The sequence below is a fragment of the Nostoc sp. genome (assembly GCF_036919815.1).
GTDB lineage: Bacteria > Cyanobacteriota > Cyanobacteriia > Cyanobacteriales > Nostocaceae > Nostoc.
Genome location: NZ_JBALCE010000126.1, coordinates 62,919 through 86,174 on the forward strand (window position 1 = coordinate 62,919; position 23,256 = coordinate 86,174).

A 23,256-nucleotide genomic window follows, 5' to 3' on the forward strand; every position below is an offset into this window, starting at 1 on the left:
AGTATTTGTAGGATGTATTAGTTTGAGGAGAAGCCGCAGGCGGGGAGAGGTTCTTGAGTTAGAGTTATTTTTGGTTTTTCAGTGATTGTTCTTTTGGCAATGGTGGAGAGTCGCCCATATTTGTAATAGGCTGCACAAGCACCTTCGGAAGATACCATGCAAGTACCGATTGGTGTTTCTGGTGTGCAAGCTGTACCAAATACTTTGCACTCCCAAGGCTTTAAGACTCCTTTAAGGATTTCTCCACATTTACAAGCTTTATGGTCGGCTACTTTGAGATTAGGAATGGTAAATTTAAGTTCGGCATCAAATTGGGCATATTCAGGTTGAATTTTTAATCCTGAATAGGGAATGTCACCTAAGCCTCGCCAATCAAAACTATCTCGCACGGCAAAAACTTTATTTATGGCTTGCAGTGCTACTGTGTTTCCGCTTTTTTGGACAATTCGGTTATATTGGTTTTCAACTTCACAACGATTTTCTACTAGTTGCTGTAACATCATCCAAATTGATTGGAGAATATCTAAGGGTTCAAATCCTGAGACGACAATTGGCTTATTATATTGTTGGGAAATAAATTGATATGGGTCAGTGCCAATTACCATACTGACATGTCCAGGGCCAACAAATCCATCCAGTTGCAAGTCGGGATTATCTAATAATGCTTTGAGGGCGGGAATCACAAGGACGTGATTGGAAAACATACTAAAGTTATGAATTTCTTCGGCTGCGGCTTGCAGAATGGTGAAGGCGGTGCTGGGGGCTGTGGTTTCAAAGCCTAAGGCGAAGAAGACTACTTGTTTGTCGGGGTTATCTCTGGCAATTTGCAGGCTATCTAGGGGAGAGTACACCATACGAATGTCTGCGCCTTGTGCCCTGGCTTGCAGTAAACTCGTTTTGGAACCGGGAACTCGCATTGCGTCGCCAAATGTGGCAAAAATGACGTTATGATTTTGGGAGATTGCGATCGCATCATCTAATCTCCCTTTTGGCATAACACATACTGGACAACCAGGCCCATGAATTAGTTCAATGGCTTCGGGTAATATTTCTTCAATACCATATTTAAAAATTGAATGGGTATGTCCGCCACATACTTCCATGATTTTGAGAGGTTTTTCTAGCTGGTGGCATAATTTGGCGATTTCGCGGCGTATGGCTTCTGCTTTTTCCGGTTCGCGGAATTCGTCAACGTATTTCATAGGAAGTATATCAGTTAATTTTAGGCATTACTTTTAAACTCTTTCTCGCGCCTCTGCGTGAAAAAAATCTCTCAATTCAAGTACTAATCCCTGTTTGTGCTGCTGCTAATTCTTGGAATAGTTGTAAAGTTTCTGCCGCTTCTTGTTCGTTAATTCGATTCATGGCAAAGCCAACATGTACTAGCACCCAATCCCCAATACAAGCTTCGGGAGGATGTTGTTCATCTACGATACAAGCAATATTTACTTGACGCTTAACTCCACCAATGTTAACTATGGCTAATTTATAGTTAACGTTGGTAATTTCTATAATTTGTCCGGGGATTCCTAAGCACATTTTTTTATTTTTCAAGATAAACGTAGACGCGAAAGCGGCTTGCCGCAGGCTACCACAGAGGCGCAGAGAACGCAGAGAGAATTATTTTTGAGCAAAAGTTTGTCAAATATCAACACTCATCTATTAATTGTGCGGCTGCAATAACTGCTTGTCCTAAAGATAACCCACCGTCATTAGCTGGAACTAAACTGTGAGTAAGTACTTTTGTTCCCAATGTTTGTATTCGTTTGGTAACTTGCTCTAACAATATACAATTTTGAAATACTCCTCCGGTTAGGACTACCTGATTAATCAGATTTTCTTGACAAAGATGCTTAACCATTTCCACAATCGCATTAGCTAAACCTTTGTGAAATTTAGCAGCCATAACTGGTTGTGGAATCTGCTGCTGTAAGTCATCGAGCAAAGCTTGCCACATTGGACGCGGGTCTATATAATAAATCCTATCTAAAAAGTCAAAGTTAAAAGGATAGATTAGCGTTTCTTCATTATTATTTAAGCTGCTAACATCTACTATAGCTTCCATTGCGATCGCAGCTTGTCCTTCATAGCTACATTCATCAGGGCAAATACCGATAGCCGCCGCCACAGCATCGAACAACCGCCCCACTGAGGAAGCTGGAGGTGAGTTAATTCCTTTCTCCATAAGTTGATTGAGTAGTTTTAATGGTTTTTTATTCAGAAATTTTACGATTTCTAAATCAGCATATTGCTGTTGGCAATTATCCCAAAGTTTAGCCGCTATTAATTGAGCATACGTATTACGCCAAGGCTGATAAATCGCTTGTTCACCACCAATCATTGCGACTGCTTTAAATGTTGCTAGGCGCTGAAATTTACGGTAATCTGCTAAAAGGAATTCTCCACCCCAGAGTGTACCATCATCACCGTAACCTAAACCATCTAAAGCAATGCCTAATACTGGAGGCGAATTTAGAGGAATACCATTTTCTGCCATGCAAGCGGCGATATGCGCGTGATGATGTTGGATTTGATGAATTTTGATTTGATTTGTATCTGCGAGTTCTTTACCAAGTTTGCTTGAGAGATATTCAGGATGTTTATCAATGGCAATTACTTCTGGTTGATGTTGAAATAAATTAAAGTATAAATTTAAAGTGTCTTGGTAAGCATTGAAAGCCGCAGCATTTTCTAAATCTCCTATGTGTTGAGAGAGAATTGCTTCTCCTTCACGCAACAGGCAAAAGGTATTTTTTAACTCACTGCCCATTGCTAAAATTTGCGGCAGATTGTGAAATTCCGGTGGTAAACTAATAGCTGCTGGTGCATATCCTCTGGCACGGCGAATTGTTTGAACTTTATCGCCGACAACCCGTACAACTGAATCATCTACGCGATTAATAATCTCTCGATTGTGAAAGAGAAAATAATCAGCGATTGTCCCTAATTTTTCTCTTGCCTCGTCATTATCAATACATTGTGGTTCCTCGGCAAGATTGCCACTTGTTAAAACAATTGGGCGATTCATCCGCCTAAGAATTAAGTGATGTAAGGGCGTATAAGGTAGCATGAAACCGAGGGTATTTTGCCCTGGTGCAACTGATGATGCTATATGAAGAGAATTAGGAGTTAAGAGTGAGGAGTTAGGAGTGAATAAGTTTTTTCCATCTCCCTCACTTCCTTTTACCTGTAGTAAAACAATTGGTGCAGCCGGACTTGTCAATAATTCTTTTTCTTTAGCGTTGACAGTACAATATTGTTCAATTACTTCAATATCTCGCGCCATTAAAGCAAAGGGTTTATGATAGTGCTTTTTGTGCTGACGCAGTTTTTCTACAGCAGTTTCTTGTGTAGCATCGCAAGCTAGATGAATACCACCTAACCCCTTAATTGCCACAATCTCACCCTTTTGCAACAGGGTACAAACGGCATCAACATCATCTAGCATGGAGAACATGGAAGCAGTAACCGATTTACCATCGGCGCGTTCTAACCAGGCTGTGGGGCCGCAAGCATGACAAGCGACAGGTTGGGCATGAAAACGGCGATTTTCGACATCGTGGTATTCCTTTGCACATTCTGAACACATCGCAAACGCAGACATACTGGTATTGCATCTGTCGTAAGGAATGGCACGAATAATACTTAGGCGAGGGCCGCAATGAGTACAGTTAGTAAAGGGATAGCGATAATAGCGGCTAAAGGGGTTGAATATTTCTTGTTGACATTGCAGACAAGTGGCTGCATCAGGGGTAATTTCTGTTTTAATGGCATTACTAACACTAGTAGAAATCACAAAATTATCAAATTTAAATTCACCTTCATAAATAATTCTTGTTAGTTGATTAATTCTTGCCAAGGGTGGATATTCTGTTTGCAATCTGGCAACAAATTCGGTTATTGCTTCCTGACTACCAGATACCCTAATTAAAACACCTTGGCCATCATTACAAACATCTCCACGCAAATTGCAGGCTTTAGCAAGACGATATACAGTAGGACGAAATCCTACTCCTTGAACAGTTCCACGAACTCTAATTTCTTCAGTCGGCATAGTTAAACTGCCACAGCAAAACTCGGTTATTTCCAGAATCAGCGATTATCGCCGTATTACCACAAATTTTTATGCCATAACACCAATTTAAGCTATCTCGTTTTGGCAGTCCAAAATTACGATTTTCACCTTTACTTTCAAAATTTATTTGTCCTGCAAGCGCATTCGCCGTCGCACCTTGCAGTGATAAAATTAATTCTGGCTTTCTCCATCCTAACAAACGGGAATTAGCAGTATCTGCAACTACTAACCAATCCCCAGCCACTCCTACACCATAAGGCATACTCAAACTACTAGCACTAGGATAATAAACTCCTTGATTCATTTCCACACAATCAAAGTTTTTTTGTCCTAAAACTACTGCACAAGGGGCATTATTTTCTGTTGGCATTCCCTGCCAAATCATTACTCGGTGATTACCTGCATCGGTGACAACCAAATTTTCTTCCCAAAAGGTGATATCGTGACACCAACGCATACTCGCTGCGGTTGGAGAATCACCGCCGTTTTCATTGCGAGATATCATATCTGGTTGTCCCAAAACTAAATCAGCCGGTTGACCATTTTCTGTTGGTAATTGATGCCAAATTAATACCCTTCGATTACCAGTATCAGCAATAAATAGCCATCCTTGATGATAGAAAACGCCATAAGGCCAGTGCATTGTATTAGCAGATGCTATTTGATTGCCTCGATTTGGTTCATTATCTGTAAAATTAACTTGCCCTAACACCAAATCTGCTGGAACATTGTTATGTTCTGGTAAGTTTTTCCAAATTAAAACCCGATGATTCCAAGAATCTGCTACAGCTAACCCTTGGCCGCAAGCGCAAATTCCTGTTGGTACACTTAAGGTTGCCCTTCCTGGTGTACTTTTAGCATTTTGCCCCTCATGATAAAAGTCAGGTTGTCCAATTACCCAATCAGCAGGTTGACTATCTCTGGTGGGTAATTTCTGCCATCCTAATAATCGATGATGTCCTGTATCTGATACCCATAAAGGGCCTGTTTCTGATAATAAACAAGCAGCACGAGGCCCGAACATTGTTGTGGGACTGGGTGCTACAGGTATTACTAATTGTTGTGGTTCAATAATGTTACCTAAAATTACCTCTGCACCTTGAGGTGATAGAGGTAAAGATTGAGAAATTTCTGTTGCTTCTGGCGGTAATTGTAATATAGGATTAGTTGTGATTGGGATATCCATGAACCGCAGATAGACGCTGATAATTATTTAAAAACATTAATGTTGAATAGTATGTAACAACATTAACAATTTTGCATTATGTTTAGATTTCAAATTAAGTTAAAACTTTTAAAAAACTTCCCTATTAATCAATCTTAAAATATTCTGCCTAACCTTCAGTAGCTTTTGCTACAGAGCGATATTTGTCATGAGTGCGCGATGTACTGAAATGAGAAAATAAAATGGCATTTTGAGAAAGCAATATACCTTTTTGCTTGCTGAATCTACTGAAATAAATGCGCGATGTATTGAAATGAAAAAGCAATATGCCTTTTTACTTGCGGAAAACACCAAAATGAGAAAGTCAAATGGTATTTTGAGAAAGTAATATGCCTTTTTGCTTTCTCAAAACCCTAAAATGAATAACTGAATTACACAAATGATAAACAATTCAGGTATTTTGCTTGCACAAAATACTAAAATGAATGCGCGAACTACTGAAAAAAAAGCAAATTAGCTGTGATTGACTAATCGTCAAGTATATTTGCTGAAATGTTACCTTCGCATCCTCATTTTTGCAGTTTCACAAAAACCTTCTCGTCTTTAATTTTTACTGGATACGAATGAAGGTAAACATCAGGTGCAGTTAAGCATTCACCTGTCTTTAACTTGTACTGAAATCCATGGGAAGGACAGGTAATAATACCATTTTCAACCTTACCCTCTTCTAAGGAAGATCCTAAATGACTGCAAGCATTATGGTAACATCTTACTGTAACACCTTGACGATGTAAAATCAGGGAATTACCAGCAATTTGTACTGCCAATACACTAAGTTCAGGAACTTGGTCAATAGTCGCCACTTTTATCCAAGTAGAAGTTATTTTTGAAGAAAAGGGACTGATTAAACTGGAATTCCTGTTGTTAACAGTAGGGTTGTTATTGACTGCAACCACTTTAATAATTTCGGGACAATGGTTTTTGATTGCCTGTTCTACTCCCTGAGATAAAGTCAAAGTAGAAGCCGGACAACTGCTGCAAGTTCCGATTAATCTGACTTCTACTGTATCTGGTGGCTTAATTGCTACTAGTTCTACATCCCCATTATGGCTTTTTAAACCTGGGCGAATTTCTTCAAGGGCTGTCTGAATGCGTTGTGCTAATGGTGGCTTTGGTGGTTTGACTAGTTCGTGATACAGTAGCACTGCATACACGACTTCATCAGCAACAGCATGACGCAAAGCTGACATTGATTCTTGTTTGAGGCTTTTAATCAAACTAGTTAATGCAGCTTTATGCAAAGCTTCAATTGCTCTTTTTAAACCTACTGCTACACACCGTTGGCTTTCATCCCACTCGGATATAATTGCCTCAAAGCGGTTAATTTCCTGAACTAATTCTTCAAGGTTGGACATGGGGGAGAGGAATTTTAGATTTTGGACTTTCCTGCGGAACGCTACGCGTAGCTTGCTTCCCCGGAGGGGTACGGCTACGCTCAGTCGAACGATTTTGGATTTGGGATTGAACAATTTTAAGACTTACGCACTGTCCAAATTAATCATGGTATGTTTTTAATAAAATAGGTAGTTTCCAGCTCTGATTAATCATTACTTTGATGGTAAATAGATCCGTGCTGTAAGGGTTTAGCAATGCTCATTGGTGTCAACTTAAGCTTTAAAACTTCGTTTCTAGCCTCTGGCTGGAAATGCTAATCATTGCGGCTCTTTTCAAGTCATGAGGCGGCAGCCCTCCCATTAGACATTCCCAGTCGGAGACTCTTAACGAGACGTTGGGCTTTTTACTTCATTTTGAAATCTTTGAGGAGAAATGGCATAGTCATGCCCGTCACTAAACTAGATAATGTTATTGGTAAGTAGAAGGGAATTGGGGCTTGTGCGAGTAACACTAGCAGTAAGAAACCTACGGCAATACCAATAGTAGTTTGCTTGACAAAATACATCGGGTCGCGTAGTAGTTTTCCTTTAAAAAATAACTTGACAGAAAACCACCCTATCTCTAACATATTTTCTCCTAATAGTTTGTCAGCCAATTTAAAACAGCCAGCCCTAAGATGATGGCGGGAATTCCACCAGCAGGGGCAAATAATGCACCAAGCATTGCTGAAAACTGATAGCCTATATCTTTTCCAGCTAACAGCATTCCACCAATTGCACCGCCGACCATAGACAAGGCTGTTGCTATGATTACCCACACGAATTCTGTTGCTATGTTCAAGTCGCCATCTGCTAAACTGGTGAGAAAATTTATCACACTTGAGTTTGTTAAAATATCTCTCATGCTGTTTTGTTCTCCTGATTATTAATTAGGGATGAGCGAGAATAATTAATGCCCAATGCCCTATTTTATATTGCCTATTTCTGCTTCTACATCTTCTAGCGCTTGTGCTACTACTTCTACTTGTCCAATTTGTTGGTATTTTGTAAATATTTCTAAAGCGTCTTGATAGTAGATACGCGCTTGCAAAAGATTTTTAGGATTACCAGCTTCTGGTTTTTCCTGCTCGTCTGGTAAGTTGAATAGGGCGTTAGCTTTGTTAGAAATTGTGTTAGCGTACTCTAGAGGTGTATCTTTGGAATTACGCACTTTTAGCGCCTCATCGTAAGCTGCGATCGCACTTAAATTATTCTCCACAGGATGGGAACTCACTAAATATTGCAAAGCGTTACCTAAATTATTTTGCAACATCGCATATTCTCTGGGATGATCAATCAGATTAATGTGCTTTAATGCCACCTCAAATGATTGCACTGCTAACCCTTGACGCAAGTATTCCCGTTCTGATGCTAGGGGCATAGAAAGGTAAGCGATCGCAATATTGTTATATAAAATCGCGTATTCCTGCGGGTAATTTTCCCAAGTAAACACCCGCAAAGCCTCATGATAAGCTTGGATGCTATCAGTTATTCGTGCCAAATTGAATGGTACAAGCGACTGCAACACCAGCCCAAAATTCATCTGCGTCTCTGCCACTTCCTCTGGCGTTGCTAATTGTTGTAAAATCGGTAGGGCTTCTTCATAACCTGTTTTCGCTTGCAGCAGCAGTTGGTAGTCAGCATCCGGTATTGCTTGTAACGTCCCTGCCATCCCTACTTGAGACCTGGCTTTCAGTAGCGGATACTCCTCACCACACATTTCATAAGCCCGGTAATATAAACTAACTGCATTCCGCAAGTCTTGGGCAGCTTTGGGCTTTTTTTGAAAACCCTGCGCGATCTCGATCAGCATTTGGATTTTTTCCTCTGCTGTGGCTGACTCCGATGCAACAGCCGCGATCGCAGCCTTCACCGCCGAATCTGTAATGCTGGGGGTCATAACTCTGCCGTACTCTAGCCAATTGGGAATTGAGTCTGCCAACGCCCACGAATGATCAAGACACGCTGAGAGCATCTGATCACGGGCCATACTGATTTACGCAGGCTTCGAGTCCTTTAGGCGGAATTTCCCCTTTTTGTCTGAGACTAGGGCTAAGGATTAGGGACTAGGGAAAAAGTTGACCCCATGCCCAATGCCCAACCAATTGTTTTACTATAAAACACCCTATTTCTAAAATTCTAGGGGGTAATTGCCAATATTAATGTCAGCTTTAAACACCTTGTAATTCGATGCCAAAGTTGGGTGTGTCATCTGCGTAGGGGTAGCCCGCACTTCTCTAGGAGACGCTGCGCGTAGCTTGCTTCCACGTTCGCGGAGCGTCTGAGAAGTGGTACGACAAAGCTACCTCGACTGCGCTCGGCACAAGTCAGTGACCATCGTAGACATCGCACACCGAAGTGTAAAATATGTTTATCAACTGTAAAACAAGCTCCCTTGAAAACAGACAGTATCTTTTATCGCATCTTTCAAAGTATCCCCAGCACTTTTTTTGAACTGATTAACCAACCGCCGCAACTAGCTAGTGTTTATCAATTTTCTTCAGTCGAAGTCAAACAACTAGCGTTTAGAATCGATGGTGTATTCCTCCCAAATGCAGCAGAACTACCTATCTATTTTGCCGAAGTCCAATTTCAGCCAGACAAAAAATTCTACTCACGTTTATTCACTGAAATCTTTAACTATCTCGACAAAACTGAATTAACCAACAATTGGCGTGGTGTTGTCATCTTCCCAAATCGCAGCGTTGATACTGGAGATACCGAAAGATATACAGAATTACTCAACTCACAACGAGTGACTCGCGTCTATCTTAATGAATTAAGCTCAATTGAGACATCATCAATCGGCATAGAGACAGTAAAACTAATCATTGAACCCGAATCAACTGCGACAACAAAAGCTTTAGAGATAGTCAACAGTATCCGACAGCAAATTACAGATGTCGCTACTACTAGAGAAATTATACAATTGATAGAGACGATATTAATCTACAAGTTGCCACGATTGAACCAAGAGGAGATAGGAAAAATGTTTGGAGAAAATGAGTTAAAGCAAACTAGATTCTACCAAGATGTTTTTGAAGAAGGTAAACAAGAAGGTAAGTTAGAAACGATACCCCAGTTATTAGCGTTGGGTTTAAGTATTGAGCAGATCGCTCAAGTGGTAGGTTTGGACGAACAACTTGTTAGGCAAGCTGCACAACCGAAATCCTAAAACAATAGAGTGCGCCAAGACCAAAACTTCGCTTAATAGAGATGATATTAATCTACAAGTTGCCGTGATTGAGCCGAGAGGAGATAAGAAAAATGTTTGGAGAAAATGAGTTAAGGCAAACTAGATTCTACCAAGATGTTTTTGAAGAAGGGAGGCAAGAAGGTAGACGAGAAGTTTTTGAAGAAGGTAGACAAGAAGCTAAGTTATAAGCGATACCCCAGTTATTAGCGTTGGGTTTAAGTATTGAGCAGATCGCTCAAGCGCTAAGTTTTGACGAACAAGTTGTTAGACAAGCTGCACAACCAAAATCCTAAAACAATTGATATATAGCTGACGTGGCGCAAGACTTTGCGCCACGATATTTTACTGTATTTTTTTATTTGTTAAATGTGTTACACCTGTAACAGACATAACCTTTTAAATTAATCTTGATGTGATTTCAGTTATTGTTAATTATTAATTCTTTTTTAATGAAAGTGAATTAAATAAAAAAATATCTTAGAATTGAAAAATAAATATTGATAACCAGGTGAGACTTTACAAGCATTATCACCTACATCATGCATGGTAAACAATAGAAAAACGCATAGCCAATGACTAACGTACTATGGCTACAGGGTGGTGCTTGTTCAGGCAACACGATGTCATTTCTCAACGCTGAAGAACCCACAGTCTGCGATTTAATTGCCGACTTTGGCATCAACTTACTTTGGCATCCCTCCTTGGGAGTGGAATTAGGCAACAATTTGCAAACACTACTGCGGGATTGTATTTCTGGCACAATTCCCCTAGATATCTTGGTATTTGAGGGCAGCGTTGTCAACGCTCCCAACGGTACAGGCGAATGGAATCGGTTTGCCGATCGCGCCATGAAAGATTGGTTAGCAGACCTTGCCAAAGTTGCTAAATTTATCGTCGCCGTGGGAGACTGTGCCACATGGGGAGGAATTCCGGCGATGTCACCTAACCCCAGCGAGTCGGAAGGTTTGCAATTTCTCAAACGTCAAGAAGGCGGCTTTTTAGGTAAAGATTTTTTATCGCAAGCCGGATTACCTGTAATTAATATACCTGGATGTCCCGCACATCCCGACTGGATTACGCAGATATTAGTTGCGATCGCTACTGGGCGCATAGCAGACATTGCTTTCGACGAACTAAATCGTCCGCAAACCTTCTTCAACAGCTATACCCAAACAGGTTGTACCCGTAACGTTCACTTTGCCTACAAAGCCTCAACCGCCAAATTTGGTCAGCGTAAAGGCTGCCTATTTTATGACTTGGGTTGTCGCGGTCCCATGACCCATTCCTCCTGCAACCGCATCTTATGGAACCGTGTCTCCTCCAAAACTCGCGCCGGAATGCCTTGTTTAGGTTGCACAGAACCAGAATTTCCCTTCTTTGACCTCAAACCTGGAACCGTATTTAAAACCCAAACAGTCATGGGAGTTCCGAAAGAATTACCGCCAGGGGTGAACAAAAAAGATTACGCCTTACTCACAATGATCGCCAAAGATGCAGCACCACCTTGGGCAGAAGAAGACTTTTTTAGGGTTTAGTCATTGGTCATTGGTCATTAGTCATTAGTCATTAGTAAAAGACAAATGACCAATGACAAGGGAGAAACAGAGAAGTTTAAGGGTTAGCTTCTGACTATCAAAACTTTGTGGACAAATAACAAAGGACAAATATGGGAATTCAATCATTAGATATATCACCCGTCGGTAGAGTTGAAGGTGATTTAGATGTCCGAGTTGATATTGAGAATGGGCGGGTAGTCAACGCCTGGACACACGCCGAATTATTTCGCGGATTTGAAGTTATCCTACGCGGAAAAGACCCCCAAGCCGGATTAATTGTCACGCCTCGCATTTGCGGCATTTGCGGCGGTTCTCACCTAACTTGTGCATCTTGGGCATTAGATACAGCTTGGGAAACAGAAGTTCCCCGCAATGCAATTTTAGCCAGAAATATCGGTCAAATTGTCGAAACAATTCAAAGTATACCCCGCTATTTTTACGGACTCTTTGCGATTGATTTAACCAATAAAAAATACCGCCATAGTCGCTTTTATGACGAAGCTGTTAGACGCTTTGCGGCTTTCACAGGTAAATCTTATGAACTAGGCATAACAATTTCCGCTAAACCTGTAGAAATTTATGCCCTATTAGGCGGACAATGGCCCCACAGCAGTTATATGGTGCCTGGTGGTGTGATGTGCGCCCCCACCCTCACAGACATTACCCGCGCTTGGGCGCTTCTGGAATATTTCCGCACCAATTGGTTAGAACCAGTGTGGTTAGGTTGTTCTTTAGAACGCTATGAACAAATCCAAACTTATGATGACTTTAGAAATTGGTTAGATGAAGACCGAAATCATCGAGATTCCGACTTAGGTTTCTATTGGCGCATGGGTTTAGATATTGGTTTAGATAGATATGGTGCTGGGGTTGGTAAATATGTCACTTGGGGATATTTAGCCCATGAAGATAAATATCAAAAGCCGACTATCGAAGGACGAAATGCGGCGATGATCATGAAAGGTGGAGTGTATGACAGCTTCGCAGACACTCACACCTTAATGGATCAGTCATTTACCCGCGAGAATACAACTCACTCCTGGTACGATGAAGGAACGGCAGACATTCATCCTAGCGATCGCATAACTAAACCGACTGCAATCAATACAAAAGACTTCGATAACGCCTACTCTTGGTCGAGTGCAGTCCTTCACAAAGACTTCGGACGTTTGGAAACTGGCCCCTTAGCGCGGCAATTAGTTGCAGGTGGTAAACATGGCGAATCTTGGCAACACTACGACGGCTTGATCCTTGATGTCTTCAAAAAGATGGGTGGTGCTAGTATTCATGTGCGTCAGCTAGCACGAGTTCACGAACTTGTCAAGTTATATCGCCAAGCTGAACACTGTTTACGTGAATTCAAGTTAAACGATCCCTGGTATATCAAACCCAAAGAAAAAGATGGCAAGGGATGGGGTGCAACGGAAGCAGCGCGGGGTTCCTTGTCTCACTGGGTAGAAGTAGAGGGCGGTAAGATTAAGAATTACCAAGTGATTGCGCCTGGTACTTGGAATATTGGCCCTCGTGATGGTGAAGGAATCCGCGGCCCCATTGAAGAAGCGTTAATTGGGACACCCATTTACGATTCTAGCGACCCGGTGGAAGTTGGTCATGTGGCGCGATCGTTTGATTCATGTTTAGTGTGTACAGTTCATGCTCATGATGCTAAAACAGGAGAGGAACTAGCACGTTTTCGGACTGCTTAAAGGATGTTAATTACTAAGTCAAAAATGGCTAATTGTGATTCAATTAGTCATTTTATTTTGTGATTTTTGTGCTTTAAGAGTTGAGCGATCGCCTCACGGTCGTATAAAGAAGCTCAAGACAAACATAACTCCAAGACTAAGTGCAACAATTAGAAACAGCTTGCTACTTAAGTCTAAAAAGTGGTTAAGAACCTCAATGTGTGGTCGCCCTGGAAGGCTGAGTTGTGCACGTATGTAGTTGAGCCAACGAATTAAGTCTTGATTCTGACGAGCACCAAAAGAGAAAATTTGATAGAATCCAAAGCTTAAAATAGCAGGTAAAACAAGGGCATACCTAAGATAAGAATTATTTTTTATATGATCAAAATAGTAGACAAGAATCGCTCCTGTAATTGCATAAAACCATGTAATTACCTGCCATGTAACATTTACATAAAACTTAAATAAATCCGTGTAGACGTTGTACTGTTTCCACAGTAAGTTGTTATCTTCTAAATTTTCTAATTTGGTAGCCCAATGTTCTTCTGTATCCGGTGCATTAGTCATAATTCGTACCTAAATCTATTTCTTAGCCTTCTCAACATTATCCTAGCTATATGGTTCAGATTTACGCTTCATTGATACATATTGTGTGATAGTTCTACTCAAGCATATTTATCGCTTGTGCTGCAACATTTGCTACTATCTATTTATACTGAACTAAAATGCGATCGCCTGCGACACGCGACGCGATCGCGCAAAATACAAATTTACAATAGGCATTATAGTTCCTCGTCCATCTTCGTGTCGAAACTGTTTGTGTGAGCCTTTCTGACGTACCTCCACAAACCCAAGGCTCTCCAATATTCGTACAACTTCTTGGGGTTTCAGAACAGGAATATTACTCATGGTCTACTGAACCACAATCTGTTGTATACCTACAAACTCTGTCTCGAATACCAGATCCTCGTCCTCTAGAAGCATTTCAATAACTTCACGCAAATTTTCCTGCAATTCATCCAAGGTTTCACCTTGAGAATGCGCTCCAGTAAAGCCAGGGACATAGCCAACATAGAACTTAGTGTCAGGATCTCTTTCAACGATCGCAGTAAAAGTTTTCATATCACAATCATAGACAACGCTCACTTACAGCTTACTGGATCGGTCATCTAACTGAGCGTAGACATCACCCTTGCACCACTATGCCCCTTTGCCAAAAGACATTTTGGCAGCATTTGAGGGCGGTGAGGAGTGAAACTTTTGCTAGATACGCAATGCTGGTTTACCCAACCAGAGCTTTTGAATGAAGCAGCTATTGCCCATATTGCCGATGAAACAAATAAATTGTGGTTCTCAGTTGCCAGCATTTGGGAAATGGGGATAAAAGTTGCGATTGGAAAGTTACCTCTGGCAGACCCTTTAGACAGTTATATTTCTAGTCGGATGGAGGTGTTGGCCAATGCGAACGCTAGAAATTACAGCTTCTCATGCTTTACGAGCGGCTGCATTGCCTTTGCATCACCGAGATCCTTTTGACAGAATGTTGATTGCACAGGCTCAGAAAGAAGACATGACGCTTGTAAGTGCCGATTCAATGTTTAATCAGTACGACGTTTCCCTACTTTGGGCAGCCAAATCTTGAGATTTTAACCTATGGATCAAGCTAAAAGAGAACGTCTACAAGCAAAGACCTGGAAAGTTGGCACAGTTTCAGAATTGTTAAAACTTGTACCAGAAGAAACCACCTTGATTGAGATTAAATTAGCTCTCAGCCGCGACCTAAAAGAATGACGACAAAAGTAGATGGGATTAGCGATCGCTCTCTTTTTTGGTTTATCTCACTTGCATCGCTCCCGTAAGAGATCCAGACAATTTCGGTGATGCCTACGGCTGGCTACGCCTAAGCATTTGCTATTTCGGCGATGCCTCCGGCGGGCTTCGCCTACGCATTTGCTATTTCAGCGATCGCTCCACCAACTCTTTTAATTTGAGAGGATGGTTGAAAAGTAGAATTTTTGCAATGCTCAATGCCCTTTATTCAAAACTCGTAGCGTAACATACTAAAACTTATAGAAACAGTGCGTTAGGCTTGCATTAATGCACTTCAACAAAACAGAAATTTACACGGTAAGCTTGTGTCTGATTTAGCGCTACACGAATATCTGCCTCGCGTTCCCGACGCAGGATTGCAAGAATACATAGAATGGTGTGTTTTAGAGCAGGCAAAAGCCGCAGAATGTAACTTTACTCCAGATAGAAGTAAGTTAGATAATTTGCCGCCAGCAGAATACATTCCGAAACTTGTTGATCAGTTCATGAAAGTTAAACCAGACCCAATTAGAGCAGGTTTAGTATCAGCGATCGCTGGTAAGGAAGCTGACAAACATGCTCTATCCGGTTTAGCGATCGCAGCCGATTTTGTATCTCTTTATGTCAAGTACTTAATTCCTAAAGAGGGAAGTACTAGAGAAGAGGCTGAAGAACTCTTAACTAAAGCATCACAACATCAGTCTGAGAAACTTATTGAAATTGCCAAGAAACATGGTGTAGAGTTCTAGTTTACTGCTGATAACTTACTTATTCAGAGGCTTTGTCTGTATTATTAGTCAAAGCCTCTGGTGTAACCCTATATTTTGCAGACCCGAACCACGTACAGGATCAATCTCGTTTTTTAAGATATCTTCATCCCGTTCTGAAATATTAGTTTCAGCAGATGCTCATAATCCCATAATAGACACCAGAAAATAATATTATACTTTTACTATCACCTTAAGCCTTAAAGTATGCTTCACTGCATTTATAGATGCAGCACGAATTATTATTTTATAATTTAGGAAACATATTATTAGTTTATAGTTATATGGACAGAATCGTAGTTAACTCTCACATTCATTTTGGTAAACCTTGTTTCGCAGGTACACGCATCACTGTACAAAGCATTCTTGAACTGCTCAATGACGGACTTTCATTTGAAGAAATTATCAGAGACTACTATCTAGACCTACAAATTGAGGATATTCGTGCCTGCTTATGATACGCGATCGCGCTGGTGGCAGCTGAAGATATTCGCCTAGTATCTATTTGAGCATGAGATTCTTACTGGATCAAGATGTGTATACTGTGACAATTCAGGCAGATATTTAACAAATTAGCTTAAACAATTAAATTTCATTCCATGCTAACTATTATCGGTTGCGGTAATCTCAATCGCAATGACGACGCAGTAGGCGTAATCATCGCCCAACGCTTACAAAAATATCTAGCTGAAAATCCTCATCCTCATGTGCGAGTTTATGACTGTGGCACCGCCGGGATGGAAGTAATGTTTCAAGCTAGAGGTAGTAAACAATTAGTAATTATTGATGCAAGTTCAACAGGTTCTGAACCAGGTGCTGTGTTTAAAGTTCCAGGAAAAGAACTAGAAGCAATGCCAGAAGCTAGTTATAACTTGCACAATTTTCGCTGGGATAATGCTTTAGCCGCCGGACGGAAAATTTTTCAAAATGACTTTCCCGAAGAGGTGACAGTTTATTTAATTGAGGCGGCAAATCTTGATTTTGGACTGGAATTAAGTCTTGTTGTCAAACATTCTGCCGATTTGGTTTTTGAAGAAATAACCGCACTTATCAGCCAGAATAATGAGTAGTAATTTTGAATTATTAACTACTAAATCCTGTACAGACGCGATTAATCGCGTCTCTCCAAACTCTTAACTCCTAACTATTTTCTTAAGCCCAATCCCGATAAACCGAAAGTTCATCTACCCTCATTTCAAAAGGTACGCCTTGAATTTCTGGCGGACAAACACGGATTTTAGCACTGCTGATAATTCCATATAGTAATGTCCCCATTGGCACAATTTTTTGCAAAATACGCCAATTAGTAACTTGATCGGGACATTCAATTACCAATGTTAGAGCATTGGCATGGGTTGTGACATACCACCGACAATTAGATAGAAGATTTTGAATCGTGCGATCGCAAGCGTCATAAAAGTATCTACTAATAGAATATTCTAGTTGCTGCCGCAGTATAATATCCGCCGATGTCGGTTGTATAGGATGTGAGTCATCACCATTAAAGTAATACGTCTTTCTAAGCATCTCTCTTTAGCTTCCTATTTATCTTCCAATTACCATTCCATAAAGTACATCTTTATTTGTTTCTAATAATTCCTGGGTTTCTTCATCATAATAAGCACCAATTCCACTACACTGAATTCCCAAATAATTACTAGTTAAATAAAGTCTTTGTCCAAGAAAACCAGCTATTTGCATAGCAGTTTGATAATTTAAATAATCTGACACAAAAAATAAAGTTACAGCGCTATCTTTAGCAATAGCCTGATTAATACATAAGTAACCCGTCTTTTCACTAAAATTACCCGTCTTAACCAGATACGTACCTTTATATAACCCAGGTGTCATTCCCTCTACTCGATGCACCACTGAGTAAATTTCTATTTGCTCATAGTTTTCTGTCGGTATTGGCTGCTGAAGTTGCTGCACTATATATAAATAATCTTCTTGAGAAATAGACTCTTTCCGGAAACGTCTAATAGAACGTCTATCCCAAACTGTGTGATAAAATTTATCCTTATCAAAGTCAAATTGAGGATACTCTAATTTCTGCTGGCGACTCTTTTGGAGAGTAGTTGCTTGATAGGCATCTTCAATAAATTGATTAGATTCAAAATAATCAGTACCGCAGACAAAAGGAACTTTCAGCCTTAAGTGTCTGATTTTCTTGTCTTGTAGTTCTCCTGACACCGCACAAGCAGTAACAAACTCTTTATTCTCAAATCCCAAATCGGAATTGAGAGCGAATTTATCAAAGTCGAAAATTAGTTGTATATCTCGGTTGTGCAGAAAAGCTGAAGCTGCAACTGCACCTAAATGGTGTCCGCTATCTAATAAGCAATATCTCATGCTTCTATTTTGATATTTCCAGCTAGACCTATAATAAACACAACTAATTAAAAAGATGAATCCCTTGATACTTTTACCCGGTATAATATAATTCTCTAACCCATCATCAATTAATTCATAGATGAGAGTTAGACAATTATTCTCAACTTCTAGATGATATATACCATCTACTATTCCCTCAATCCCGCGAACCTGTACATAAACTTCTGTAGGATACAGAGCGCCTGCTGATGGATTGACTCGCAGTGTATAAAGGCTATCTTTATACACTTTTTCCAGTGTGATCGTACTGGTTAAGGAGATAAAAGAATGAACAGGATTATTGAGATTTAATTTCACTCTCCGATAAAATTTTGGATAAACTTTAAATGGAGATGGCTGTGTTGATGCATCTACATAATTTGGATTAAGCTGTACCGATAAATAAGAATGCTTCGTAGCCTCATGATAGGCTTTGCCCGATATCTTACTTGGTGGCATTTTTAAGTATCCTTAAAACTTCTACGTTACTCGCAAAATCGATGGCTTTATAGTCATCTAAGTTTTTCAAAGTTAAGTTAGGATGATGCTGTAAAAGTAACTTAACGACTTCTGTCTTTCCGGCTGAAGCTGCATACATTAAAACAGTTGCACCGTTATCATTTTGGTTGTCAATATTAATGTTAACAGCCAGCAGTAAATTAATTAAATCGTAGTGATTACCAAAACAAGCAAACCACAAAGCATTGTTGCAATCGCTATTTCGAGCATTGATATCCACACCTAGATCAATCAGTTCTTTAACGACTGCATAAATTCCCTCTCTTGCCGCTTTCATCAAAGCTGTATCCCCATTTTCACCTTGCTGATTTAAATCCCCAAGACTATAGCCTTTTGCTATTAGCCATTGGGTTGTTGCTTCACTCAAATCTTGACTGTTTAATTGACTCATACTTCTTCTTTAAATGTCACAAAAGTAAGTAAATTTCAAGCATAAATTTTCTTGGAAAACTTAATGGTGGGCATTGCCCACCATTATTTAAAAATGCTATACGAATAGCTGAACTCTAGTAGTTAACCAAAGCAAATTTCCTAGATATTCAAAAATTTGGTAATCCGAAAAGTCTTTCCTTACTCCCTACTTACCGCCCTGACCCAGCAATTTTTTGTTACTCAAGTACTAATAGTCCATCAAGCTAACTTTGCTTAGTACGTACTAAGTACTTCAGTGCTTAACACAACGACTAAAGTCCTTACTACAAACTTATTTACCCAGCATAGTTGACTTAATAGACTACTAAGTTGACTTCCAACAATTTAGCTTAGTTATATATTATCACTCTGATAATTTATAATTATGAATCATTTATAAAGATCCCCAGATATATCTCCAAAAAAATCTTGAAATACAGTGAAAATGCAGCATTTTTTACCTCGTTTTACCTCGTTCCCAGTCGGAGACTGGGAATGCCCCTCATTGAGGCTCCGCCTCCCTTACTAACGCCAGAGCCGCAATAAGCAGTATTTCCAGCATCTGGCTGCAAACGACGTTTTAAATATTCTCTACAACAAACATGGTTAAAATAAATAAAAACTGCTGTAAGTTACTTTAAATAAAACAAATTCGGTTATTAGTCAGTTGTTAATGTTACTAAATATTAGCAATATCTAAAACGTGAAACGCCTACCCTATTCACCATCAATATCTAAAAATTCTCAAATTGGATGTAACGTTTCCATTGAAAACTCATAATTATGTAATAGAAAGGCGATTTCAACCGTTCGACTGACTTGTACTGAGCGTTGTCGTTGGCGCAGCCTCTCGTAGAGAAGTAGCGCTCACGCCGAAGCCCCAACTAAAACAGGACTGCTTGGTAGTTGCACCGGGTACAAACTCTTTTTAATTATGAATTATGAATTATGAATTACTTTGAATCTTGTGTTTAATAAAACAGAGAGATGACACTAAGATTTCCTTTATATATCTGACAGTCCTTAAGAAATATTAAAGGATTCCCTTTTTCAACCAAAATGTGCTTGGAAATATGCTACTTTATTTAAGTATAAGTAAGACAGAGACAAAAAATGGAAATTAGCGCTCGGAATTCTCTCAAAGGTACTGTAACAAAAGTTGTACATGGTTCAGTTAATACTGAGATAACTTTAGAAATAGCACCAGGAGTAGAGTTAGTGTCAATCATCACAAAATCATCAGCGCAAACGCTCGGACTTGTAGAAGGTAAGCAGGCTCTTGCTGTGATTAAATCATCAGATGTGATAGTTGCTGTTGAATGAAAAATAGGTAAGTTGCCTTTTCTTGCAAGCGGCTCTATCTCTAATACCAAATTGCATTCATATCTATAAATTGATTGACCTCACTCCTGGAATTAATTAGGAAAGGAGTGACGTCAAGAGGGTATTATATAGATGTTAATTAATTCAACTATCAACAATATGGACATAAATAGCGCGGATACTTTCTACATCTAGTGCTAAAGATTTATTTTCTACTTTAATAATTAATGAGGGAAAGTGTTGTTCTAAAGTGATAGTAGTTCCTGGTATTACCCCCATTGATATCAGTTTTGTCAAGATTGTTTCATCCTGACTTTTACAGAAGATGACGATTCCTCGCTCTCCCATTCTCAATAATTCTAATGAACAGCTAGTTACACTAAAGCGGGTAAACATTTGAATTATAAATTAGGAATTGTGAAGGGAAGAAGGAAGTATATTTCATCCTTCTTCCTTTATGTTTTATTTAGTCGCCAAAGACAGCAACCAAAGTAATATTTTAGACGAGATAGGGTTCTTGATGTGTTTTGATTGTGCAATTAGAACGAGCATAAGTAACACAAAGTAGAGCGAATCCTTTAGAAATCTGCTCGTCATCCAGGAAGTTTTGATCTTCTTGATTAATTTCGCCTTCGACGACTTTGCCAACACAACTAGAGCAAGAACCTGCTTGACAAGAAGCCGGCAACTCAATACCATTTTCTTCTGCTGCATCTAAAATGGTAGTCTCTTCATCAACTTCAATTGTGGTGTCGAGGTCTTCTTTTTTGTTGATTAATCTAACTTGGTACGTAGCCATTTTCCGATTCTCCTCAAACGTTATACAGTTGGTCTAATTTGCGAAGTTTTTGAGCAACGTATCCTACTCTTTGCTTCCCTTCTTCTTACGCAGAAGCTACGCTTTAGCAAGTTTCTCTATAGGGATAAGGGATGCAACGCGAACGAGAAGCCACCTCAAAGGGATTGAAACTCTGCGGAGTACGTCTATGAGAAGCTTCTACAATCAGACTTGGGGCTAAGGGAATGATGTTAGCTGCAAGGTACACCAGTCGGCTTACTGTCGCCTGCTTTGAGAGACTTTCCACAACCACCGCATTTATCAGTTGCATTGGGGTTGGTGAACTTAAAACCGCTTTCCGTCACTCCCTCAACGAAGTCAACCACAATTTCTTCTAATAACGGCGCACTTTTGGCATCAACGTAAACCAGCACTTTGCCTTGCTGGGTTACTAAATCATCTGGTTGGGGCTTGCTGGTGATATCCATTGCATATTCATGGCCACTGCAACCACCATCTTTTACAGAGATGCGGATACCTTTAGTTGCGCCATTAGCGTCGGGTGCGGAACCTCCCAGCAATGCCCGCAGATGAAATTCTGCTTTTTCTGATAAAGTAACGGTCATCAGTTCTCCTGATTTGTAGCGATTAGTTATTCTGATTTCAGGTGTGGGTTGTCATTTGTCCTTTGTTATTCACTAATCACCAATACTTCTCTACGAGAGGCTGCGCGAACGGCTTCTCTACGAGACGCTATGCGAACGCTCAGTACAAGTGACTAATGACTATTTTGTACAATACCTGTGGGTTCCATCGAATTCGATTGCGCGTGTCTCCAAGGGGCACTATTACCGCATACTGGACAAGAGCGATCGCGGTGAGAACGGCGTTTAGCAAATTCCATCCGATTCAGGTCGATTGTCAGCAATTGCGACAATAAAGGCTGACTAAACCCGGTGATCAGCTTGATAGCTTCCAAAGCCGTTAGACAAGCTAGTGTCCCAGAGACAGCGCCTAGAACTGAAAAGCCGCGCTGATCCCAATCAGGCTTTTCGGGAAACAGACAAGACAAACAAGGAGTCACACCAGGAATAATCGTCGTCAGGTAAGCTTCCATCCCGTTCATTGCGGCTTCTACCATTGGCTTACGCCAGCGTACACAGGCTTCATTTAACAAATTGCGCTCCGTAAAGTTGTGGGCGCAATCAAGAGCCATATCAGCAGACTGCACTAACGAATCTACATTTTCCGGGGTGATGTAATCATGAACAGTTTCCACTTGGACGTCAGGATTAATCGCGTCCAGAGTTTCTTTAGCTTTGAATACCCTTGGCTTACCTACCCAATCATCAGTCATTAGAACCTGACGATTCATATCATCTAGCCGCAAGTCACCACCCCGGACTAGGATTAGCCGCCCAACGCCCGCTACTGCTAGGTAAAGCGCCGCCGTACCGCCTAATCCCCCCACACCTGTAACCAGAACTGTCGCTGACTTCAGGCGCTTCTGTGCTGTTTCGCCAAAATTCGGAAGCATCATTTGGCGACGATAGCGTTCTAATTCGGTAGGCATCAGGTTAACCAATTTATACCTCCTAATCAGAAGTGATTTCTGTCAGTGTGACTACATTTTTCGGCTTATCGTTAAACACTTTGAACAGCTTTTGTTCGTGAGGTGTTGATTCGATGAATACCTGATAGGCTTTTTGCAAAGCCAAAGAATATTGATTTAATTTCTCTTCTTGACTCAAGTCAGGAGAATTATCATCAATTTCTTTCATGTATTGAGAAAACTTTTTGAGAATATGTAGACGATTTACATTTACAACTTTTGGATCGTAGGACAGGTTAAAGAATTTAAAAAATTCTTCTGCATCTACGAGCTGCTTGAATTCATCAATAGTTCCAGTCATTTAGCATTCTCCAATTTTTTCAGATGTTGTTTCAGTTCATCTAACTGGCGATAGATTTCATAAGTTGCCGCCGCAACATCCATAAGTTGTTTGTAATCTGTTGGTAGCCCTTCAGCTAAATCATGCAGATCCATTTTCATTTGACCAGCTTTGCTATTGAGGCGTCTGATTTGTCCTTGTAGTTCCTCAATAGTTATTTTTTCTGCTTGCACAATTAGCCACTCCTTATTCAGTGCTGAGTGCTGAGTTATGA

General features: G+C 40.3%; 29 protein-coding genes. 9 read left to right on the forward strand and 20 right to left on the reverse strand.

Annotated elements, in window-relative coordinates; translation table 11 throughout:
• Positions 1-17 precede the first annotated feature (17 nt).
• From hypD to V7K15_RS28605, 8 genes are all read right to left on the reverse strand, one after another.
• Positions 18-1,202, reverse strand: coding sequence for a hydrogenase formation protein HypD (gene hypD, locus V7K15_RS28570; protein ID WP_334911171.1), 1,185 nt, complete (start codon positions 1,200-1,202; stop codon positions 18-20).
• Between the two features lie 76 nt (positions 1,203-1,278).
• Positions 1,279-1,539 carry a HypC/HybG/HupF family hydrogenase formation chaperone gene (locus V7K15_RS28575; RefSeq protein WP_334911173.1) on the reverse strand — a complete coding sequence of 87 codons (261 nt, stop codon included), beginning with the start codon at positions 1,537-1,539 and terminating at the stop codon, positions 1,279-1,281.
• Positions 1,540-1,648: 109 nt separating this feature from the next.
• A complete protein-coding gene (hypF, locus tag V7K15_RS28580; RefSeq protein WP_334911175.1) occupies positions 1,649-4,054 on the reverse strand; it encodes a carbamoyltransferase HypF in 2,406 nt (801 codons plus the stop codon).
• Complete coding sequence (locus V7K15_RS28585) at positions 4,044-5,261, reverse strand: hypothetical protein (protein ID WP_334911177.1); 1,218 nt, start codon at positions 5,259-5,261, stop codon at positions 4,044-4,046. The genes hypF and V7K15_RS28585 overlap by 11 nt, the downstream gene beginning before the upstream one ends.
• Positions 5,262-5,809: 548 nt before the next feature.
• The gene (locus tag V7K15_RS28590; protein ID WP_334911179.1) at positions 5,810-6,655 is read right to left on the reverse strand and encodes a NifU family protein; all 846 of its coding nucleotides are present in this window, start codon (positions 6,653-6,655) and stop codon (positions 5,810-5,812) included.
• Positions 6,656-7,038: 383 nt separating this feature from the next.
• Positions 7,039-7,263, reverse strand: coding sequence for a hypothetical protein (locus tag V7K15_RS28595; RefSeq protein ID WP_334911181.1), 225 nt, complete (start codon positions 7,261-7,263; stop codon positions 7,039-7,041).
• 8 nt (positions 7,264-7,271) lie between these two features.
• Positions 7,272-7,538, reverse strand: coding sequence for a hypothetical protein (locus V7K15_RS28600; RefSeq protein ID WP_334911183.1), 267 nt, complete (start codon positions 7,536-7,538; stop codon positions 7,272-7,274).
• A 60-nt stretch (positions 7,539-7,598) separates the two neighbouring features.
• Complete coding sequence (locus tag V7K15_RS28605; RefSeq protein WP_334911245.1) at positions 7,599-8,573, reverse strand: hypothetical protein; 975 nt, start codon at positions 8,571-8,573, stop codon at positions 7,599-7,601.
• A gap of 495 nt (positions 8,574-9,068) precedes the next feature.
• On the opposite strand from V7K15_RS28605, the gene V7K15_RS28610 reads away from it, so the two are divergent.
• From V7K15_RS28610 to V7K15_RS28620, 3 genes are all read left to right on the forward strand, one after another.
• Complete coding sequence (locus tag V7K15_RS28610) at positions 9,069-9,848, forward strand: Rpn family recombination-promoting nuclease/putative transposase (protein WP_334911185.1); 780 nt, start codon at positions 9,069-9,071, stop codon at positions 9,846-9,848.
• Positions 9,849-10,441: 593 nt separating this feature from the next.
• A complete protein-coding gene (locus V7K15_RS28615) occupies positions 10,442-11,404 on the forward strand; it encodes a hydrogenase small subunit (RefSeq protein WP_334911187.1) in 963 nt (320 codons plus the stop codon).
• Positions 11,405-11,535: 131 nt separating this feature from the next.
• Entirely contained in the window at positions 11,536-13,131 is a 1,596-nt protein-coding gene (locus tag V7K15_RS28620) for a nickel-dependent hydrogenase large subunit (RefSeq protein WP_334911189.1), read from the forward strand.
• Between the two features lie 93 nt (positions 13,132-13,224).
• Here the strand turns inward: V7K15_RS28620 and V7K15_RS28625 are convergent, their stop codons facing one another.
• From V7K15_RS28625 to V7K15_RS28635, 3 genes are all read right to left on the reverse strand, one after another.
• Positions 13,225-13,677, reverse strand: a complete 453-nt coding sequence (locus V7K15_RS28625) for a hypothetical protein (RefSeq protein ID WP_334911191.1) — start codon at positions 13,675-13,677, stop codon at positions 13,225-13,227.
• 153 nt (positions 13,678-13,830) lie between these two features.
• Positions 13,831-14,019 (reverse strand): type II toxin-antitoxin system HicA family toxin, encoded by a 189-nt coding sequence (locus V7K15_RS28630; protein ID WP_334911193.1) that lies wholly within the window; start codon positions 14,017-14,019, stop codon positions 13,831-13,833.
• A 3-nt stretch (positions 14,020-14,022) separates the two neighbouring features.
• Positions 14,023-14,232, reverse strand: a complete 210-nt coding sequence (locus V7K15_RS28635) for a type II toxin-antitoxin system HicB family antitoxin (RefSeq protein WP_334911195.1) — start codon at positions 14,230-14,232, stop codon at positions 14,023-14,025.
• Between the two features lie 337 nt (positions 14,233-14,569).
• Here V7K15_RS28635 and V7K15_RS28640 point away from each other — a divergent pair, with 337 nt between their 5' ends.
• The 5 genes from V7K15_RS28640 to V7K15_RS28660 all read left to right on the forward strand — a co-directional run bounded on the left by V7K15_RS28640 (position 14,570) and on the right by V7K15_RS28660 (position 16,756).
• Positions 14,570-14,752, forward strand: coding sequence for a type II toxin-antitoxin system VapC family toxin (locus tag V7K15_RS28640; protein WP_334911197.1), 183 nt, complete (start codon positions 14,570-14,572; stop codon positions 14,750-14,752).
• 11 nt (positions 14,753-14,763) lie between these two features.
• Entirely contained in the window at positions 14,764-14,901 is a 138-nt protein-coding gene (locus V7K15_RS28645; protein WP_334911199.1) for a hypothetical protein, read from the forward strand.
• A gap of 344 nt (positions 14,902-15,245) precedes the next feature.
• Positions 15,246-15,668, forward strand: a complete 423-nt coding sequence (locus V7K15_RS28650; protein ID WP_334911201.1) for a hypothetical protein — start codon at positions 15,246-15,248, stop codon at positions 15,666-15,668.
• A gap of 302 nt (positions 15,669-15,970) precedes the next feature.
• Complete coding sequence (locus V7K15_RS28655) at positions 15,971-16,144, forward strand: DUF433 domain-containing protein (RefSeq protein ID WP_334911203.1); 174 nt, start codon at positions 15,971-15,973, stop codon at positions 16,142-16,144.
• A gap of 141 nt (positions 16,145-16,285) precedes the next feature.
• Positions 16,286-16,756: a hydrogenase maturation protease gene (locus V7K15_RS28660; protein WP_334911205.1), complete on the forward strand. Its 471-nt coding sequence runs from the start codon at positions 16,286-16,288 to the stop codon at positions 16,754-16,756.
• Positions 16,757-16,838: 82 nt separating this feature from the next.
• On the opposite strand, the gene V7K15_RS28665 is transcribed toward V7K15_RS28660, so the two are convergent.
• The 3 genes from V7K15_RS28665 to V7K15_RS28675 are packed head-to-tail and all read right to left on the reverse strand — an operon-like array spanning position 16,839 to position 18,969.
• Positions 16,839-17,213 (reverse strand): hypothetical protein, encoded by a 375-nt coding sequence (locus V7K15_RS28665; protein ID WP_334911207.1) that lies wholly within the window; start codon positions 17,211-17,213, stop codon positions 16,839-16,841.
• 18 nt (positions 17,214-17,231) lie between these two features.
• Positions 17,232-18,518, reverse strand: coding sequence for a SagB/ThcOx family dehydrogenase (locus tag V7K15_RS28670; protein ID WP_334911209.1), 1,287 nt, complete (start codon positions 18,516-18,518; stop codon positions 17,232-17,234).
• Positions 18,505-18,969, reverse strand: coding sequence for an ankyrin repeat domain-containing protein (locus tag V7K15_RS28675; protein ID WP_334911211.1), 465 nt, complete (start codon positions 18,967-18,969; stop codon positions 18,505-18,507). The genes V7K15_RS28670 and V7K15_RS28675 overlap by 14 nt, the downstream gene beginning before the upstream one ends.
• Positions 18,970-20,102: 1,133 nt before the next feature.
• On the opposite strand from V7K15_RS28675, the gene V7K15_RS28680 reads away from it, so the two are divergent.
• On the forward strand, positions 20,103-20,312 hold the full coding sequence (locus tag V7K15_RS28680; protein ID WP_334911212.1) for a TOBE domain-containing protein: 210 nt from the start codon (positions 20,103-20,105) through the stop codon (positions 20,310-20,312).
• A gap of 144 nt (positions 20,313-20,456) precedes the next feature.
• On the opposite strand, the gene V7K15_RS28685 is transcribed toward V7K15_RS28680, so the two are convergent.
• The 6 genes from V7K15_RS28685 to V7K15_RS28710 all read right to left on the reverse strand — a co-directional run bounded on the left by V7K15_RS28685 (position 20,457) and on the right by V7K15_RS28710 (position 23,200).
• Entirely contained in the window at positions 20,457-20,708 is a 252-nt protein-coding gene (locus V7K15_RS28685) for a FeoA family protein (protein ID WP_334911214.1), read from the reverse strand.
• A 103-nt stretch (positions 20,709-20,811) separates the two neighbouring features.
• A complete protein-coding gene (locus tag V7K15_RS28690; RefSeq protein WP_292829425.1) occupies positions 20,812-21,111 on the reverse strand; it encodes a 2Fe-2S iron-sulfur cluster-binding protein in 300 nt (99 codons plus the stop codon).
• 230 nt (positions 21,112-21,341) lie between these two features.
• Positions 21,342-21,716 (reverse strand): iron-sulfur cluster assembly accessory protein, encoded by a 375-nt coding sequence (locus tag V7K15_RS28695; RefSeq protein ID WP_334911216.1) that lies wholly within the window; start codon positions 21,714-21,716, stop codon positions 21,342-21,344.
• Between the two features lie 152 nt (positions 21,717-21,868).
• Entirely contained in the window at positions 21,869-22,675 is an 807-nt protein-coding gene (locus V7K15_RS28700; RefSeq protein WP_334911218.1) for a HesA/MoeB/ThiF family protein, read from the reverse strand.
• A gap of 10 nt (positions 22,676-22,685) precedes the next feature.
• Positions 22,686-23,003: a nitrogenase-stabilizing/protective protein NifW gene (gene nifW, locus V7K15_RS28705; protein ID WP_334911221.1), complete on the reverse strand. Its 318-nt coding sequence runs from the start codon at positions 23,001-23,003 to the stop codon at positions 22,686-22,688.
• Positions 23,000-23,200, reverse strand: coding sequence for a CCE_0567 family metalloprotein (locus V7K15_RS28710; protein ID WP_229495682.1), 201 nt, complete (start codon positions 23,198-23,200; stop codon positions 23,000-23,002). Before V7K15_RS28710 ends, nifW begins: the two co-directional genes overlap by 4 nt.
• Positions 23,201-23,256 lie beyond the last annotated feature (56 nt).